Origin of the sequence: Aeribacillus sp. FSL k6-2211 (assembly GCF_037966125.1) — a bacterium.
Taxonomy (GTDB): Bacteria; Bacillota; Bacilli; order Bacillales; family Aeribacillaceae; genus Aeribacillus; species Aeribacillus composti.
Genome location: NZ_CP150190.1, coordinates 3,015,665 through 3,033,126, shown reverse-complemented (window position 1 = coordinate 3,033,126; position 17,462 = coordinate 3,015,665). Strand labels below are relative to the sequence as shown.

Below are 17,462 nucleotides of genomic sequence, written 5' to 3'. Positions count from 1 at the left end.
TTGGGAGCGCAATGCATAGGCACTTATAAATGAATTTATTGTAGGTGTTAATTTTGTAACTGTTATATTTTTTAAAATTATCCAATCAAAAAAGGCGTACCATATAGGGTACACCTTCTTTATGAAGAGCTATATTGCAATTGCTTTTTCAAATTCTCTTCTTTTATTATCTGTTTAATCATCTGATCGATCCGTTCTATTTCGGCAGTAGAATTTTTCCACCAGTTTCGGCTCCAAATTCTTGTGATTGTCCAACCTTTAGATTCCAAGAAGCGTTGTCTGTAAACATCTCTTTCTTTTGCTGAAGCGGAACTATGATACATTGCGCCGTCACATTCAATACCCAAAATATATTTTTGCGGGTTGTTAGGATGGACAACTGCTAGGTCAATCCGATATCCTGACATCCCTACTTGAGTGTCTACTTTATATCCTATTTTCGTTAGTTGATTGTATACTTGTTCTTCAAAAGGAGAATCAAACACTATATTTGTATTTTGCTTCTTTGTATTTTTGTTTTCGTTTAACTCCATTAGAATTCTTTCGATTTCTTCCCTATTTAATAAAGAAACTGCCTTTGCATATTCTAGATAACTTTTCAGCAACTTAGGGCCATCGTGCTTTGTATTAGAAACATTTAATTCATTAGGCTCAATACTAGATACTACATGGATTTGTTCTTTGGCACGTGTAATGGCAACATTTAGACGATTTTCTCCACCTTGTTGACCAAGAGTTCCAAATCGATTATATACTCTTCCTTCCTCATTTTTGGCATAAGCGATTGAAAAGATAATAATATCCCGCTCGTCCCCTTGGACGTTTTCAATATTTTTTACAAATAGTCTCTCATCTAATTCTTTAGCCATGTTTTGTTGATATAAAACAGCGAATTCTTTGTCTTCTTCAATGTTGCGATCAATAATATCAAGTATTTTATCTTGTTGTTTTGCATTGAATGTGATAATCCCTACGGATTTTGATGGGTCAGACTTAAACAAATTCTTTAGTAATTCAACTACAGCAATTGCTTCAACTTCATTACACTGATTGATCCATCTGCCATCGACTTTATGCCACTGAATAGCAGCAGGTTTTTTTAATGGTTCTACATTCGGTGCTATTTGTATGTTGCCATTATAAAAAGCATGGTTTGAAAAGTTTATCAGCTCTTCAGATTTTGAACGGTAATGCCATTGTAACATTTTTTCAGGTAATATTCTTTTTGCTAAATTCAAAAGGCTTTCTGATTCATCAAACTCCATATGCTCTTCATCATCTTCATCACTTTGAACTTCACCTTTAAATAAGTTGGAAGGTGGAAGCTGTTTTTCATCTCCAGCAACCACGATTTTCGCTCCACGATAAATTGAAGGTAAACCGTTTTCCACCGTACATTGTGAAGCTTCATCAAAAATGACGACATCAAATAAATCTTTTTCTAATGGAAAAATGGCTGAAGCCGTTTCTGGTGATGTAAGCCAAATAGGAATTACGTCAAGTAAACCATTTAAAGAGAACTGTCTAACCAATTTTCGTACTGGCCAGATCATTCTTTTCTTTCCAACTTGATGTTTTAATTCTTTCATCGCTTTACTATTCATTTGTTTAACATTTTGCATCCTCTTTAACAATCGATGCATAAGGACCTTTATTGTTAGATCCCTTTTTTGGATTAATAGTTCTTTAAAATCCTTACGTATTTTTTCAAACTCATCTGTCCCGATTTTTGTTAGAATAGGATGTTTTTTTTCAATTTGATCGATCCAGTGAATATAAGCTGATTGCCTTACAATATCAACCCATTCATCAGCAATCTGTTTATGAATATTATCTCCGGTCTTTTCTTTCAGCATCTCTATGATGGTTTTAATGAAAGGTAAACTTTCTTCATAAATCCGATCCATATTTCTAAGTTCTTCAAAATCTTGTATAACAAATTCTTGTTGTTGTTGAAATTCTTTTAATGGTATATCACCTTTTGTAATTCTGGCATTAAATTGATCAATTGCTTCTTTTGAAAAATAGGTTTTAAGTGTTTCCACTTCTTTAGACATTTTTTCTGAAACCATTGAAAGTTCATAAAGGATACGCAGACTTTCTCTTAATTTTGGCCACTCTTTTGATGAAATCCCTTTGAATTTTTCACCGTTTAAAAGTTCTTCAACGATGGTTCTTCCTGTAAAAGATGTCCACCACCAAAGTCTTAGTTTTTGCAAGGTTTTCTTTTCATTCGGATTTAAGTCATCGTAAATTTTTTCTAATTTATCACTAACAAGCCAGCTATATTCTGGAGTAATGTCTTTTTGATCAAAGGAATCCAAATACTCAATGCTTTTTTCTGCTTTTTCAATCACATTTTTTAATATTTCAACAATTGTTAACCGATCTTTTAAATCTAAATGTGCGAAAGATTTTCTATTTTTTAGAGGATAGCTGTTCGATCCAAACCGTGCATAATAACTTCCATATGAAAATATTTTCATTAATACATCTTCAAGATTATCTTTATTTAAAGAAGATAAAACACTTTCTAGCTCTAAAATTGTATCAATTTCTGATATTGGCTTTCCAAGTCCGTATAAATCATATGCCTTAAACCCGTGATCTTGAACTTCATATAACCCTTTTGCGATAGCATTCAGTTCGGATTCATATTTTTCAATTTTGGCGGAAACTTGTTTTAGCTCTTCTTCATATTCCTCAATCGATTTATTCTCTTCAAGTAAAGTAAACAATTTGCGATATAAAGTTTTTCGATCATTTTTCTCATCATGTAAAAGGGCTACATGAGAAGATAATCCTAACAAATCTAGACGCTGGTAAACGACATCTAATGCCGCTCTTTTTTGACAAACTAACAAAACTCTTTTATTTTGTGCTATGGAGTTTGCGATTAAGTTAACGATTACTTGAGATTTACCGGTTCCTGGTGGACCATGAACAACTAGTCCCTTCTGATAATCAATTTCTTCAATAATTTCTTCTTGGGATGCATCAGAATCTAAGACATAAAACTTTTCATTTTCTCTTTTTTCTTGTTTTTTATTTATTTCCAATTCGTCGTTTTCCATGGATTCTTCATAAAAATTCTCACCAACCCCCAAAAGCTCTCCTAATATTCCAAAATCAGTATTATAATTTTCTGCGAGTGCTATTAATTCATCATAATCTTTTAGGAGCGCAGAGTTACCTTGAGGAAAATTACCTAATATTGCTATATTTTCGAGTTCAAATTCGCCTTTTTTATATTGAGGTATTGTATCTTTCGTATAATTTTTGAAAGACTGTAAAGTGGTTTGATTTGACCAAAGAATGTTTAATGAATGATTTTTTAACCAAGAAATCCACTTTAAGAAATTTACCGTTTTTGCCTGTTCTTCAGCTTCATCAAAAATATCTTCTGTTACATTAATCCCGTTAAATTTTTTAAATGCTAAGAATAATGTTCGATTTAGTTGTGGATCCCCTTCTTCCAAAAATAATTTCCATTGAATACCGCTTGCTTTTGTTTTTTCTAATTTTACTGGGTATAAAAATAAAGGCGCTCGAATAAAAGTTCCGTCTAACATATAACCAGTTATGTAAGGATACCCTACATACAAATCATAAAGCCCTGTTTCTTCTTCAATTCCTTTAATATTGCGGTAAAGAGTTGTTAATTTATTAGATAAAATTAAACTATCTTCATTATTTACATCTTGTTTTAATAAAGTTACATTACCTTTCTGATCAACAATCTTTTCCAAAATCGTTTCCGGATTAATCTGATTAAGTTTATTAATAGAACTGATATCAAAAGCCCATTTATCGTAAAGTTTCAACATTCGTATAGATCGGTTCCGTCTACTTAGATCGTTAAGTCGATCTTTCAAATGTATAAGCTTTTGTTTCATACGATCACCTTTGATAAATTTTCTTAACTATTTATATTGAAAAGCATCATTTTTATACTTAAAAATCTATTTTTCATTATAACCTTCAGTATTTTACATTAAAAGACAAAATACGACTTTTATCAAAGAATTATTTAAAAATTAAAAAGTAAAATAACAATCAATGGAGTTAATATAGTTTTCCAGGACACATCTTAGTTAAGTCTCTACAATAAAATCGAGAGGATGTATCTCTGTGGAACGTAAACCAACAGGTAAAAATATAATGATACGTTTTTATCAGTTAGGTTGTTAAAGCTGATGATAAAATCGCCAATATAGCTGTGATAAAATTCCCCACTTACAATAGAACCATAGTGTCCATAAGAGGAGCTATGGTTCGTGATAGCGCGGGGGAATTTTTTGTGATCAAAGAAATGTTTGAGAAAGGAATGAATTGTCGAATCATGTCACAAAAACAAAAAGCAGAAGCCCAAACAGCTTCTGTGGTAAACATTCTTCATCAACTCAACATCATTAACGTAAACTCACCATCATCTTTTTTCTCTGGTCCAACGAAATGATTTATAAGCTCAGCTATAATGCCCTACACTATTCATGTTAGTTTTAAAAAAATTTCAATATAATCCTTTAAAGTCTCTAAACAATGCATTGGTAGCGGTAATTTTGTTGAAGCGTCATAGGTTAAATTAGCTCTTCTTAAATTATGGCACATAAGAGCTAAGCGATCCCTTTCTTCCTGTGAATGCCCCCCGCTTATAATCAATTCTACATTTTTTTGCTTTCCGATTAATTGATGTGGGATATCAACTTTTACAGCGTCATTTTTTGACTGTAAAGATTCCGGTCTTATTCCAATACTGTAGTAAACTCCTTTTTCATCTCGAAAAAGACCCGATTTTTTCGTAAATTCCTTCTTATCGTCTGTAATATCATAGTAAGGGACTTCCTCTGTAGTATTAATCCGGATTACTTTTATCCGATTATTGTACTTTAATAGATCACTTTGGAAAGGAAGTTCATAAAGGCTTACATTTTCGTTTCGAAGCTCGGCCCATTTCTGATTATAACGAAATACAGAATCTAGTAATAAAATGATTGTTTTATCTGGATATTCCTCTAATAAAAGTTCTATTTCTTGTTCAATCCAAGAGCGTATACTTGTTTTTACAATGGACTTTTGAATCGTTTCAGTATTTAGCGATATAATCGATTGATCAATCGGCAACCACCCTTTATCAATAAAGAAAAGCTTGTCAAATTTTATTTTAATTGTAAAATACTAGTTATATAGGTAATTATCCTGAATCCGTGATGAATTGAAATCGACTTTGATTTTGTTGTAATTTTGATGGATTGATAATCCATAAAACCCCTTTTATGCTTATGACCTATGTCATCTCTATTTCCGAAAATGGAACAAATCTCTTTTTTAGGTATACGAACCAAAAAAATAGACAAAAAAGCACAGGGAGTGACGTTGGACATCAGTGCCCGAACATTCGTTCGTTATCTTGCCTCTCTCCATTTCTGATAGACGTTCAGTAGGGGCTCGCTATAGCCACTCCTTCGCGTCAGTTTCATCCAGATCTGTCGTGATCGACGGACGAGTCGCCCTGCCATCGTGATCACCGTCTGAATAATCGTCTTGATGCGGCGGCGTTTCACTTTGTGGTGCAACGGATGTCTCGGATCGCTTAATAGATCTTGTCCAATCAGACGAAGAAGATTGTAAACGAAGGCTCCCATGACCAACACGAGCGCATTCGTTTTCATCTTCCCAGATGGAAGCCGCTCTAAATCTAAGTCGCTCTTCAGTTCGCTATGAAACTGTTCGCATGTCGCATGGTCATGATACAACGCGAGCACATCGCTCATTCGAACATGCTCGTATCCTTTGAGCCGCACCCAATAGCTTTCCACTTCATAATCAGGAACGAGCATCAGCTGTCCATTGCGTTCCATCGTCCGTTCCGTCACTTGGGTGACTTGAACGTACGTATACGTGTTTCCATCGATCGCTGCCTTCTGTGGAAGGCATAGCTCATAGGTTTGTACTCCTTCGCTTTGTCCATCATCGACACGTTTGCCCTTTTGCGAAGCGATCTGGAACCAAAGCGCTGTCGATTCTCGGCGTAAGTTTCGCTTGATGACAAAGTCCACGTCTTCCTTTAGGCATACGTGCACATTCGCTTCTGCATCGTTTCCTGCATCCATGCGAACAAGCAGACGAGATGAAGTCAGTTGACGAGCTCGACGGATAGCGGTGACTAAAAACGAGGGCATGTTGTCTTGCACATGTTGTTTCCCTGGACGCAACTCGGCATGAACGAGATACCCTTCCTTCCCTGCATACGCAAACAACGGTGTAAAACCGTCAAATCCTTTATACGTTCGACTGACTCCTTCTTTTTTCGTATCGGAGTTGTCAAATGGGGAACCATCTATATCAAGGGGAAGCCATGTCGTCTTTCCTTTGGTCCAACAAGGGGACAAAGTGGCATGTCGTTGAATCAACAGACGTATGGACTCCTCCCAAAGAATCGTTTCGGTCATCGGAAGACAAGCGAGCTGATCGAGTCGTTGTCGCAAGGTTGGAGAGGAAGGCACGTGCTGAATCCCCATCGATGCCGAAAAGATATCGTCCTGACGATACGCTTCGATATGATCGAAATCCGTTTTTCCTGTGGCAAGCAAGCCAATCATCGAGCGAATGACATCGCTATGGGAAATGTGCACTTCTCGACGAACCGTTGGAAGCCGAAGTGCGTTTACCCGTTTATCCAGTTTCGTTCGATGGAGTAAGTAGCCAACGAGAGCAAGCCCAGCACTTGGGGTAATCGCTTCATCTGTCAATACAAACCGAATCGGGAAATCTTTCATCACATCACCTACTTGATGAAGAATCGTCAACGTCGTTTTCCCTTATCGTATCAACGGTTTGCGACCATTGTAAAGATGTTTTGTCACGGATTCAGGTAATTATATGAAAATTAAAAATATTTGTTTGGTTTCATTGCACTTTTTTGCCCTTATTTTTATACGAGTTTTCCAGTAAATGCACAAAGTAATCTTCAGACAATTATCATCGCCTGTATATATGACGAATTGCCCTGTGATTTAATTGAAGATTTAGAAACAGTTCCGACTGCGGAGAAGGGGGAAGAGGTGATCTCTCGGCAAGATGGATTTGAAGTGAAAATTGACATAGACGATCAAGAAGCGGGCTCGGAGCTATCGGTTTCTGTCGATGCCCCAAACTTAGAGAATGATGGAACACTTTTGTTTGTGAGAAGGAGTGTAGATGATTATGAATGTTATGGAACCAAGTGTTTATGAACCTACATATATATCCATCTTGTTGATCTTACTCGGTTTAGGTTATTTATTTTTAATAGGATTAGCTATTTCTAAATATCAATTTAAGATTTCCGGTAAAATTTTTTTGGTAATATCCATTGTAATTTATTTATTGGTCGGAGCTTATATGGTAGGAACAGGATATTATATCGATGAGGAGGCACCTGATGCGCTTGTTTTTCATAAATTTGGCTTTTTGGAATTAATCATCCTGTCCTATGCGTATATTTTTCTAGGACTTGCGGTAGGCTTTGGGAAAAGGAAAAACAATTGAATGTTAAATCTTGGATTTTTCAATATTCTACTTGTTTTTTCATAACACGGTTATGCAAAAAAGATTGGCCAAATTTTATGGTCAATCTTTTCATTTGTCTATTCAAATACTTTTGTTGAAGAGGAAGATCTTGTCGTTTTATTTTCTCTCCGCTCTTATTTCTTTTTTTTTAAGAAACCAGAACAGGACTGTAAGTGAAAATAATAAAATTGGTATATATCCAACTAACCGCCATGCGTTTAACGCACCGAGAAAATAATATGCAACTGGTAAAAATGTTACAGTACTAATAAGCATAAACAGCCAAGAACGATGGAGTAAACCAATTATAAATGTAAGTATTGAAATAACAAATGAAGTTCTCCATAAGAATATAATCAAATTAAAATCATCCAATATATCGTCCACCCCCTGCGTGAAATACTGTAATATTTAAAGAAACTAGGAGCTGTCCAAAAAGTCAGGGTTAACTGACTTTTTCGAGCCCCTTCATTTTAGGGACTTATCGGGCAGACCATTTTTTCTATCTTTTTATATCCTTCAGAAGTCTTATGAAGGACTTTTCTTATGCTCCCTCTTTCTGAATTGGTTCTTCAAAAGTTTTCTGACGGACATTCAGCACATATAATTGCTTCTTGTTGGGCTTCATTGCCTCTATGAAGGACATTTACAAATTTTATTCAATTATTTTTGTCCTTCACAGTAGTATTTCTCCCAAATCCTTCATTTTAGGGACTCATCAGGCAGCCCCTTTAAAAAATTGATTTCTTACTCATCATCAACTTTTAATTTTAAATTTGAGTAAAGAACTAAATTCCTACCTCAAATTTTGCTTCGTCATCCGATGTATCAGCATCTATTTCATTAGAAGATCGTTAATCGATATTATTTCACCAGCTGTGAAAGCATTCGTTATTGGGATTTTACAAATAAATCTAATAGAATATTGCCGTATATAAATATTCTTCATTATGCACTCAATTCCTTTTTTTGTTTTAAGAAGTGAGTCTTCAAGCTTTTTTCTGCAACGATATGGCATGCAGGCACAAAACTAAACAATTTAAATTCAATAGAGCAAATGTCCCGTGTATTTTATGTGAGTAAAAAGAATTGGTTAAAAATAGGGAAAATTTTCAGTTATAAAACCGTTTTACTATGCACATACATTTTATGAATCGTGATAGATCTGAATTTACTGATACGATTTCAAGGATTTCCACAGGCTCTAAATCTCATTTTGGTACTTTCATGTATCATTAGCATTGCATAAATATAGTTAGAATTTTCTGTTAATTATTTTTTGTGAATTTGTGCCAAAAAGACAAAACCTAAAGAAAGGTGGCACTGCCCATTTGGTAAATATATACAGTTAAACCAGAGCGACAACGACAAAAGGGAGATTATGGACTGGCTCGCCCATCAAATTTTCGCAACCAAACATAAGCTGGTTTCCACAGAGCTCTCTTTAACCAACGAGTAATTCGAAGTAGGGATTTCTTACTTTTCATCTCCAATTGAATGAGAACATGTAAGCAATACGTGATCAGGGCTAAGAAAATTTGATTTTGAATAGCTGTTTCACTCATTCCATAAAAGTGCTTAATTTCTACGTGTTGCTTGAGCCATTTGAAAAAGAGTTCAATAGCCCAGCGAGATCGGTAAATATCACTTATCTCTTCTGGTTTTAAATCAAATCGGTTGGTGATGAAACGAAGTAAGTTCCCTTTTGTGTCCATAACTTCTAGTAGACGAAAGACATTTTCAGTACGATTTTGTGTGGTACCAATGTAGACCATTTTATCGGATAGAACGTGACAATCATCAGGAAGTGAAAATGTATAGACTTCACGAATGACTGCGTTTTTCTTCAGTCTTGAAACGAAGAAATAGCCATCATCTGTCATCCGATCAAAACGTTCATAGTCCACATAACCGCGGTCAAACACATACATGGCTTCTTGATCATCCACTAGGACTTCGAGTTGATTTCGGTCATGTTCTTTTGCTGTCGTAATCACTGCTTTTTCAGGATAGACGGTGTCTTTATCCATGAAAACGAGCCGTAAGTGTAGCTTTACACCAGCTTTTGTTTTCCGGAATTTTGCCCATTTATAATTGGTCAAATTCAACGGGAGTGTACTTGAATCAATGATTTTCAGTGGCATATTCTTTCCGTTTTTATAATGGTACCGTTGAATTTTCCAAACAAGATCCAAGAACAAATTTGCAAGAATTAGTGGGTGGATCTGATTGTTTTTTCGGGATAGCTGAGAGGCACTTATCGATTCAAATCCGAGTGCTTTTTGAAGATCTTCGTCTACAAGTGCATCACTCATTTCCTCTAAGCTCTTAAATTCGAGCAGCTGGGCTACCAATAAAAGTTTAATATAGGCTTCTGTTGTCAGCTTTTTTGTGTAATAGTCCTGTTTCAATTCTTTGACTTGTTCGCTAAGTTTTTGAATATTTATGGGTGAAACCCATTTACCAAATGATGAAATTAGTGTATTCTTGTCCATAACAGTTATCCTTTACGATTGGATTTGGACAGGAACCACCTGTACTTCCATTGTAAAGGATTTTTTTGTTTCGAAATCAATAAAAAATTGAACATTCTTAGTATTTTGAATCATCAGATTTAATTACTGCAATGCTAGTGTTCATGTATATAAAAATAATTCAGCATCTGTCCGCATTTTTATAAAAAGTAGCTCCAAAAGCAGCCCCACTTGCCCCAAAATAATACATTATGATCAAATTGTGATCAAACCTAAATTGAAACAAAAAAACCCTGAAATCCTTTCTTCTCAAGGGTTTCAGGGTTTTTAAATACTGAATTATACAATCTAATTTTATTAACGAGAGTAGAACTCAACGATGAGCGATTCGTTAATTTCCGCAGGCAATTCAGAGCGTTCAGGCAGACGAGTGTATGTTCCTTCAAGCTTTTCCGGATCAAATGTTAAATATTCAGGAACAAAGTTGTTTAATTCAACCGCTTCTTTAATGATTTGAAGGTTGCGGGATTTTTCACGGACAGAAATCGTTTGGCCTGGTTTTACTTGGTAAGACGGAATGTCCACGCGGCTTCCATCCACTAAAATATGGCCGTGGTTAACCAATTGGCGTGCTTGACGGCGAGTGCGAGCCAAGCCAAGACGATAAACAATGTTATCTAAACGAGACTCTAAAAGGATCATGAAGTTTTCACCGTGAATACCCGGCATTTTGCCCGCCTTTACGAAAGTATTGCGGAATTGACGTTCGTTAACTCCGTACATATGGCGAAGCTTTTGTTTTTCTTGCAATTGTAAGCCGTATTCAGAAAGTTTTTTCCGTTGGCCTGGACCATGCTGACCAGGTGCATACGGGCGTTTTTCAAGCTCTTTGCCTGTGCCGCTCAAAGAAATGCCTAAACGGCGGGAAATTTTCCATGTAGGACCTGTATAACGAGACATATTGCTCCTCCTTTTGTATTTTCGATTGTAAAATACAAACAGACTGATTCTCTCAATTATGCACATTTTGTTTTCATGTACCTTCGCTCCAGCAGCAGAGAGTTACACGGTACACCTCAGATTTGAGGAACAAAATGACATCATAATTGTCGAATCCTTAGGCTGCTATATTTTACACAACGATCATTATATGATTTTAAATGAGCGGTGTCAAGATTATTTCCTTTGCTGTCAGCGAAAAGGAATATTTAATCCGACGAACTTCACACATTCATTTCTATTTTTTGTGAAAAAAATACCAATTTTTTCACAAAAAAAAATGTGCTTCATGTTATAATACTATTAAAGTCATAAGGTCTATTTTCCCGGTTATAGGTGGTGGAGTATGGATTGGGATCATTTTGAAAACTTATTTTTCCGATTACTTATGAATGATTCGGACAGACAGCATTTCGATGAATTTATTAATGAAATGTTTGCAATTTTAATCAAAGCATTTAATCTTCAAAATGTGTCGATTTGGAAAGAGATCGGTTCGAATCTTTTTTTATGCCAATACTCGAGCAATGACGATGTAAAAGGTGTTTCGAAATCATTTAGCTTCAAAGACGATGAACAATTTGTAGTTTACAAAGAAAAAGGACGCTTGTTTTTGCAGTATTCGACAGAATCCTCTCCAAAAATGCTGTTGGAATTCAGAGGAGGCCGTGTACTTCACAAACTTTCTAATCAACAACTAGAAAAAATTTCTAAAATATGTTTTGCCATGTTTTTTCACGGAAAAAAATTATATTTGCAAAAAACGCTTAAAGAAAAATATTATCAATTGTTTTTATTAACTGATGAACTTTATTCCATTATGAAAGAAGAAGAAGTGTTAAACAAGCTTTATAACACTTTGAGGCAAATGTATCCCGACCTATTATGCCATTTCATTTTGCCAATGGATTATTCATTAGGACATGAAATTCCTGTGAAAAATTTGGAGAAGGAAATAGATCAGTATGAGGAAGCTATGACAGCCTTTTTGAAAGGCGATATGGTCGTAAGAAGCTCGTCAAACGGGCTCTATATTTATGTCCCGATTGCAGGTAGACAGGGTGTTTATGGATTAATTGATGTACATATCCCACTTCATATTGAACAAATCGATGACGTAATCGATATGATCGAAAAAGTGGCAAAGGCCGGCGGCAAAGCGCTGGAAAATGCCAAGCTGTATGAACAGTCGAAGCAGCATGTAAACGATTTGCAGCTCATTAATGATACGGCTCGAAAAATTAATAAAAACTTGCGGATTTCAGATACGATGAAATACATGGTTAAAAGAATGCTTCGTTCATTTTCTGCAGATGAGGCCGCTTTTTTTATTTTTGATGAAAATAAAAAATGGAACATGCTTTCAGAAAGTACATCGTTTTTCCATTCAGATGAATCGAAGGCTTACGTTGATTGGGTTGCACAAAATATATTGGAGCAAAATAGTGTATTCACTGGCGATATTTCCAATTCCATTCTCGGGGAAGCCGTTTATAAATCAATAATGGCTGTTCCGATGATCGACAGTGAAAAAATCATCGGATTTGCTGTTGTGCTGCGTAAAGAACCGTATTCCTTCACGTTTGATATGTACAAATTAATGGAATCGCTTGTGTCTCATTCTACACTCGCCTTTACGAACTCCATGCTTCGGGAAAAGCTGGAATTGCTCGTGATCACAGATCCGCTTACAAATCTTTTTAATAGAAAATATTTTGACGAGGTTGTTCATCAATCGTTTAAAGAAGACCAAAGAGGCACATTAATTTTAATAGACGTAGACAATTTTAAACAAATCAATGATACGTATGGCCACCAAGTAGGCGATAAAGTGCTTATTCAAATTGCTAAAACTATAAGGAACAACATACGGGAGGAAGATGTAGGAGCTAGATGGGGCGGAGAAGAGCTGGCCATTTATCTTCCTAAAGTGGGTTTAAAAATCGGATGTGAAGTGGCAAACAGAATTGTTTCAGCTGTGCGGAAATCAACGAAACCGCCTGTAACAGTTTCATGCGGTGTTTCCTGTTGGGATGCAGCCCATAAAAATGATTCGCCTGCCCTTCTTTTTAAAAGAGCAGATGATGCCTTGTATCAGGCAAAGCGCAATGGAAAAAATCAAGTATCGGTTTTAGACCAAGAAAGAGCATAAAGGGTTCCTAGGTATTGCTCTGATTTGTTAAAATCGTTTGACAGATCGTAACTAGGGACCCTTTTTTAAATCATTTGAAAGGGTTCAAAAGTTGAATGCTCATTTCCACCTGTTCACGACTTCCGGCGTTTGAAAAACAAGGCTATTAAAGGTATTCTGTAAGAATATTCGTGAATTTTTCTAAATATCTTTGGTCTATTTCATCAAATCGGTTTTTAATCGGGCTGTCAATATCTAACACACCGATTACCTCATCGTTCTTAATAAGCGGGACAACGATTTCCGATTGTGATCGCGCGTCGCAGGCGATGTGTCCAGGGAACTCATTTACATCAGCCACTCTCACCGTTCTTTTTTCGAAAGCAGCTGTTCCGCATACACCTTTGCCAATAGGAATTCGAACGCATGCCGGCAGCCCCTGAAAAGGTCCGAGAACAAGCTCATTTCCGTCTTTTACATAAAAACCAACCCAATTGATTTCTGACAAAAATTGATTCAACAAGGCGGATGCATTAGCTAAATTCGCTATGACATTTTTTTCCCCTTCAATCAATGCTGTAAGCTGTTTTAACACAAGCTCATAATTTTCTTCTTTTGTTCCATTATAGCTTTCGACGACAAACATGGAAATTCCTCACTTTCTTTTTCAAAATGACAAGTAAGTACGAACTTTGTCGAGAAATTATAGCAGGAAAATATCGTTGCGGGTAGAAAACTTCTAACAGCCATCAACAAAAGGAGTGATCCACTTGCAAACGAAAACGAACACTGTTACGAAAGAAAATATCGTTGATGCAGCAATTTTCCTTTTTAATACAAAAGGTTACACCGGAACATCGGTTAGGGAAATTGCCAAACGGGCCAATGCAAATATCGCCCATATTTCTTACTATTTTAAAGGAAAAAACGGATTATTGGAACATTTAGTGTCCAAGTTTTATGAAGGTTATTTAGACGTAATCGATCAATGCTATCAAAAATGTACAGAATCTCCAAAACTCTCTCTTATGGCAATCGTTGAAGAACTTCTCCGCTATCAATATGAAAACCGCCGGCTTGCCCGTTTTGTCCACCGAGAAGTAACGCTTGATTCGACTCTCATTCGCCAGGTGATGATGACTTATTTAGCGAAAGAAAAATATTATTTGCTTAACCTGCTTGAACGAGGGATGCGAGCGAACCAATTTAAACAAGTAGACATTCCCCATTTTTTAGTACAATTCAAAAGCTTAATAAATATGCCGTTTTTACAGCCTCAATACATGTATGAAGTTTTACATATTAATCCGTACGAAGAATATTTTGTCAAGCAATATAGTAAACAGCTGGTTTCATGGCTGGAACAAATACTTTTTCAGAAAAACGAAAAACAATCAAATGACTAAACCATTTTTTCAAAAAGTGAAAAATCGCTGCCTACATCCTTCGCGCTATGGGCATCAGAACCATAAACGAGAGGGATGCTTTGTTTTTTGGCCGCTTGTATAATATCCTCTGGCGGGTAAATTTCTCCGCAAAAGGCTTTTCGTAAACCGGAAGTGTTGACGTCCAGTTCCATCCCCCTTTTGTTCATTTCAGCAAAAATCTGTTCAATATAAGGCTTTTCATCAAATGTGGCTTGGAAAAGCTTTTGAAATTTGTGTATTAGCGTAATATGTCCAAGCCGCTTCGGCTTATACTTTCCAAGATCTGAAACAACCCCTTTTAATACTGTCGAATAATATAATTCGTATAAATGATTGATGCCGCCTGAAAGCTCCGCCATTTTTTGAAACGTATGTTCATCAAAATCTACACAATAATATTGTCCATTTAATTTTAAAAAATGTACGGACAAAATGCTGTCATCAAGAAAAGGACCGTATTTGTCCAAAAATTGCGCTGTTTCTCTTTCAAAACCGTTAATATAGTCTACTTCTAAACCGATATGAATATCGATATCGCGTTTATATTGTTTTTTTAAGTCTAGCAAAGTAGACAAGTAGCGGTCGATATCACTGAAGGGCATTGCGCTGTCCTTATCGGGAGTTGGATCAACAAACCCTTCCGGCAATGGAGCATGTTCTGTAAAGGTTATAGCAGAAAATCCTTTTTTTATGGCAGTTTCAATATACAATTCAAATGAATCGTCCGTACCGTGGGGGCAAAAAGGGGTGTGAACATGTCCATCTTTTTTCATAGAAATCACCTCAAGTTTGTCGAGATTTATGTGAAAAAATTAAAAATTTTGCTCAAAAAATGTCGTTATCATGGTATCATAAATACATTGAGAACACATTATTTTCTTTTGAAAGTTTTTTCGACAACGTCGTTTAAAATATACATACCCTTTAAGAAAGTGAAACGGACCGAGGGGGCTCATAATGGAAGTTGTGATCGTATTAATTTTATTGATTTTCCTTCTATTTGGAATCGGTTATGGATTTCGAAAAAATATTTATAAAGAAGTAGACCGTCTTGAAGCTTGGAAAATAGACATTATGAATCAGTCCATAACAGATGAACTGTCCAAAGTAAAAGAATTAATAATGAGTGGAGAAACAGAAGAATTGTTTGAACGCTGGCGAAAAGATTGGGACGATATCGTCACTAGCAGGCTTCCGAAGGTGGAAGAGCTTCTGTTTGAAGCGGAGGAATATGCTGAAAAATACCGCTTTAAAAAGTCAAAAGAAGTTTTATTACATATTGAATCGGTTTTAAAAGAAATAGAAGAACAAATAGCCGGCATTGTTCAGCACATTAACGATCTTGTTGCAACAGAAAGCAATAATAAGACAGAAGGTGAAGCAGTCAAACAACAGCTAAAAGAGTTGAAAAAAACACTGCTCTCCCATCGCCATACATTTGGAACTGCGTATGAACGGCTGGAAAAAGAGTTATATGAAATGTTACATACAATGGAAAAATTTGATGAGGAAATGAACTCAGGAAATTACGTAACAGCGAAGGAAATTTTGGATGAACAAAAACAGAAGCTTGAAGCACTCCAATTAAAAGTAGAGGAGATTCCAAAGCTTTTAACTGAATGTCAAATGATTGTGCCAAACGAGATTTCCGAATTGAAAGAAGGGTATAAAAAACTGCTCGAGGATGGCTACAAGCTTGAGCATTTGGAAGTGGAAAAAGAAATTTCGCATATTGAGGAAAAAATGCAGGGCTTGAAAAAGAAGCTAAGTGAAGCAGAGACAGAAGACGTGAAAATGGGGCTTGATTCCATAAAAGAAACGATTGATAACATTTACGAAATGCTTGAGAAGGAAGTGTATGCGAGCCAATATGTAAGACAAGAAGCGGAAAAAACCGGGGAAAAGCTGCAATCTTTATTAGAGGAAAAAAATGATTTAAAAGAACAAGTCAGTCTTGTACAGCAGAGCTACCAGTTGTCAAATGATGATGTCGACAAGCTAAAAGAGTTGGATAAACTGATGAACCAACTGAAAAATCATTACAAGCATATTTTGGCAAGCATAGAGAACTCCAATATTGCGTATTCCGTTTTACAGGAGGAACTGGAAAGTTTTAATAAGCAAATTGATCAAGCAAAGGAAAAATACAACGAATGGCATTCGATGCTTCAGGCATTGAGAAAGGATGAATTAAACGCGCGCGACAAATTAGCAGAACTAAAGCGAATGATGGCTGAGATCAAACGGGCGATTCGAAAAAACAACATTCCCGGCCTTCCGGAAAGCTTCGTGGAGCAATTACAAACTGCTCAGCAATCGTTTGAAAAGGTCAGCAATGCGCTTGAAGAAATTCCGCTCGATATGGATCGAGTCCAGACGTATTTAAACGATGCTGTGAGCATCATCGAACAATTAAAAGAAAACACAGATGAGATCATTGCCCAAGTTTGTTTAGTCGAAAGATTAATACAATACGGTAATCGATACCGCAGCACGTATTCGGGCCTTGATAAAAAATTAAAAGAAGCTGAACAGTTGTTCAGAAATTATGAATACAGCAAATCTTTGGAGCAAGCGGCTGCTGCCATAGAGGAAATCGATTCGGAAGCGATGGAAAGAATACAGAAGCTTGTTGAAAATGAATTGAAAGATCTATGATTTATGCCTGTCTTCGTTTGAAAGACGGGCATTTTTATTGCCCATGCTCCCATATGGACTATAGTCAGTAAGCATTTTTATTTAACTATGAGGAGTTGAAGCAATAATGCTGTGCGAAATGTCGGTTTGGAGAGTATATTTTTTCACTTAACATGAGAAAACCTATAAGAAATTGAAACTCCACTCGTACAAACACGAGCAATTGCAGAGCTTGTTATCTAT

The 17,462-nt window shown here is 36.0% G+C and carries 13 protein-coding genes; 6 read left to right on the top strand and 7 right to left on the bottom strand.

The window, feature by feature from the left end; all coding sequences use genetic code 11:
* Positions 1 to 119 precede the first annotated feature (119 nt).
* Complete coding sequence (locus tag NSU19_RS14630) at positions 120 to 3,896, bottom strand: AAA domain-containing protein (protein WP_339197063.1); 3,777 nt, start codon at positions 3,894 to 3,896, stop codon at positions 120 to 122.
* A gap of 404 nt (positions 3,897 to 4,300) precedes the next feature.
* Here NSU19_RS14630 and NSU19_RS14625 point away from each other — a divergent pair, with 404 nt between their 5' ends.
* Positions 4,301 to 4,459, top strand: a complete 159-nt coding sequence (locus NSU19_RS14625) for a hypothetical protein (protein ID WP_339197060.1) — start codon at positions 4,301 to 4,303, stop codon at positions 4,457 to 4,459.
* Positions 4,460 to 4,491: 32 nt separating this feature from the next.
* Here the strand turns inward: NSU19_RS14625 and NSU19_RS14620 are convergent, their stop codons facing one another.
* Both NSU19_RS14620 and NSU19_RS14615 read right to left on the bottom strand, forming a co-directional pair.
* On the bottom strand, positions 4,492 to 5,124 hold the full coding sequence (locus NSU19_RS14620) for an RNaseH domain-containing protein (protein WP_339193220.1): 633 nt from the start codon (positions 5,122 to 5,124) through the stop codon (positions 4,492 to 4,494).
* Positions 5,125 to 5,405: 281 nt separating this feature from the next.
* A complete protein-coding gene (locus NSU19_RS14615; protein WP_327847978.1) occupies positions 5,406 to 6,779 on the bottom strand; it encodes an IS1380-like element ISGsp2 family transposase in 1,374 nt (457 codons plus the stop codon).
* Positions 6,780 to 7,064: 285 nt separating this feature from the next.
* On the opposite strand from NSU19_RS14615, the gene NSU19_RS14610 reads away from it, so the two are divergent.
* Both NSU19_RS14610 and NSU19_RS14605 read left to right on the top strand, forming a co-directional pair.
* Positions 7,065 to 7,235 (top strand): hypothetical protein, encoded by a 171-nt coding sequence (locus tag NSU19_RS14610; RefSeq protein ID WP_339193219.1) that lies wholly within the window; start codon positions 7,065 to 7,067, stop codon positions 7,233 to 7,235.
* Positions 7,207 to 7,530, top strand: coding sequence for a hypothetical protein (locus tag NSU19_RS14605; protein WP_339197057.1), 324 nt, complete (start codon positions 7,207 to 7,209; stop codon positions 7,528 to 7,530). The genes NSU19_RS14610 and NSU19_RS14605 overlap by 29 nt, the downstream gene beginning before the upstream one ends.
* A 1,400-nt stretch (positions 7,531 to 8,930) precedes the next feature.
* Here NSU19_RS14605 and NSU19_RS14600 read toward each other — a convergent pair.
* Both NSU19_RS14600 and rpsD read right to left on the bottom strand, forming a co-directional pair.
* A complete protein-coding gene (locus NSU19_RS14600; RefSeq protein WP_339196354.1) occupies positions 8,931 to 10,046 on the bottom strand; it encodes an IS4 family transposase in 1,116 nt (371 codons plus the stop codon).
* Positions 10,047 to 10,382: 336 nt separating this feature from the next.
* The gene (gene rpsD / locus NSU19_RS14595) at positions 10,383 to 10,985 is read right to left on the bottom strand and encodes a 30S ribosomal protein S4 (RefSeq protein ID WP_063387361.1); all 603 of its coding nucleotides are present in this window, start codon (positions 10,983 to 10,985) and stop codon (positions 10,383 to 10,385) included.
* A gap of 385 nt (positions 10,986 to 11,370) precedes the next feature.
* On the opposite strand from rpsD, the gene NSU19_RS14590 reads away from it, so the two are divergent.
* Positions 11,371 to 13,176 (top strand): sensor domain-containing diguanylate cyclase, encoded by a 1,806-nt coding sequence (locus NSU19_RS14590; RefSeq protein WP_339197054.1) that lies wholly within the window; start codon positions 11,371 to 11,373, stop codon positions 13,174 to 13,176.
* A 145-nt stretch (positions 13,177 to 13,321) separates the two neighbouring features.
* Here the strand turns inward: NSU19_RS14590 and NSU19_RS14585 are convergent, their stop codons facing one another.
* On the bottom strand, positions 13,322 to 13,801 hold the full coding sequence (locus NSU19_RS14585; protein ID WP_339197051.1) for a GAF domain-containing protein: 480 nt from the start codon (positions 13,799 to 13,801) through the stop codon (positions 13,322 to 13,324).
* A 124-nt stretch (positions 13,802 to 13,925) separates the two neighbouring features.
* On the opposite strand from NSU19_RS14585, the gene refZ reads away from it, so the two are divergent.
* Positions 13,926 to 14,561 (top strand): forespore capture DNA-binding protein RefZ, encoded by a 636-nt coding sequence (gene refZ, locus NSU19_RS14580; protein WP_063387364.1) that lies wholly within the window; start codon positions 13,926 to 13,928, stop codon positions 14,559 to 14,561.
* On the opposite strand, the gene hisJ is transcribed toward refZ, so the two are convergent.
* Positions 14,558 to 15,355 (bottom strand): histidinol-phosphatase HisJ, encoded by a 798-nt coding sequence (hisJ, locus tag NSU19_RS14575; protein WP_339197049.1) that lies wholly within the window; start codon positions 15,353 to 15,355, stop codon positions 14,558 to 14,560. The genes refZ and hisJ overlap by 4 nt on opposite strands.
* A 184-nt stretch (positions 15,356 to 15,539) precedes the next feature.
* Here hisJ and ezrA point away from each other — a divergent pair, with 184 nt between their 5' ends.
* Entirely contained in the window at positions 15,540 to 17,240 is a 1,701-nt protein-coding gene (gene ezrA, locus NSU19_RS14570) for a septation ring formation regulator EzrA (RefSeq protein WP_063387366.1), read from the top strand.
* The last annotated feature ends 222 nt before the right edge of the window (positions 17,241 to 17,462 follow it).

Excerpts from the sequence above, each read along its gene's own strand:
- rpsD (WP_063387361.1), bottom strand. The coding sequence starts at position 10,985 with ATGTCTCGTTATACAGGTCCTACATGGAAAATTTCCCGCCGTTTAGGC.
- hisJ (WP_339197049.1), bottom strand. The coding sequence starts at position 15,355 with ATGAAAAAAGATGGACATGTTCACACCCCTTTTTGCCCCCACGGTACG.
- NSU19_RS14585 (WP_339197051.1), bottom strand. The coding sequence starts at position 13,801 with ATGTTTGTCGTCGAAAGCTATAATGGAACAAAAGAAGAAAATTATGAG.
- NSU19_RS14600 (WP_339196354.1), bottom strand. The coding sequence starts at position 10,046 with ATGGACAAGAATACACTAATTTCATCATTTGGTAAATGGGTTTCACCC.
- NSU19_RS14605 (WP_339197057.1), top strand. The coding sequence starts at position 7,207 with ATGAATGTTATGGAACCAAGTGTTTATGAACCTACATATATATCCATC.
- ezrA (WP_063387366.1), top strand. The coding sequence starts at position 15,540 with ATGGAAGTTGTGATCGTATTAATTTTATTGATTTTCCTTCTATTTGGA.
- NSU19_RS14615 (WP_327847978.1), bottom strand. The coding sequence starts at position 6,779 with ATGAAAGATTTCCCGATTCGGTTTGTATTGACAGATGAAGCGATTACC.
- NSU19_RS14630 (WP_339197063.1), bottom strand. The coding sequence starts at position 3,896 with ATGAAACAAAAGCTTATACATTTGAAAGATCGACTTAACGATCTAAGT.
- NSU19_RS14590 (WP_339197054.1), top strand. The coding sequence starts at position 11,371 with ATGGATTGGGATCATTTTGAAAACTTATTTTTCCGATTACTTATGAAT.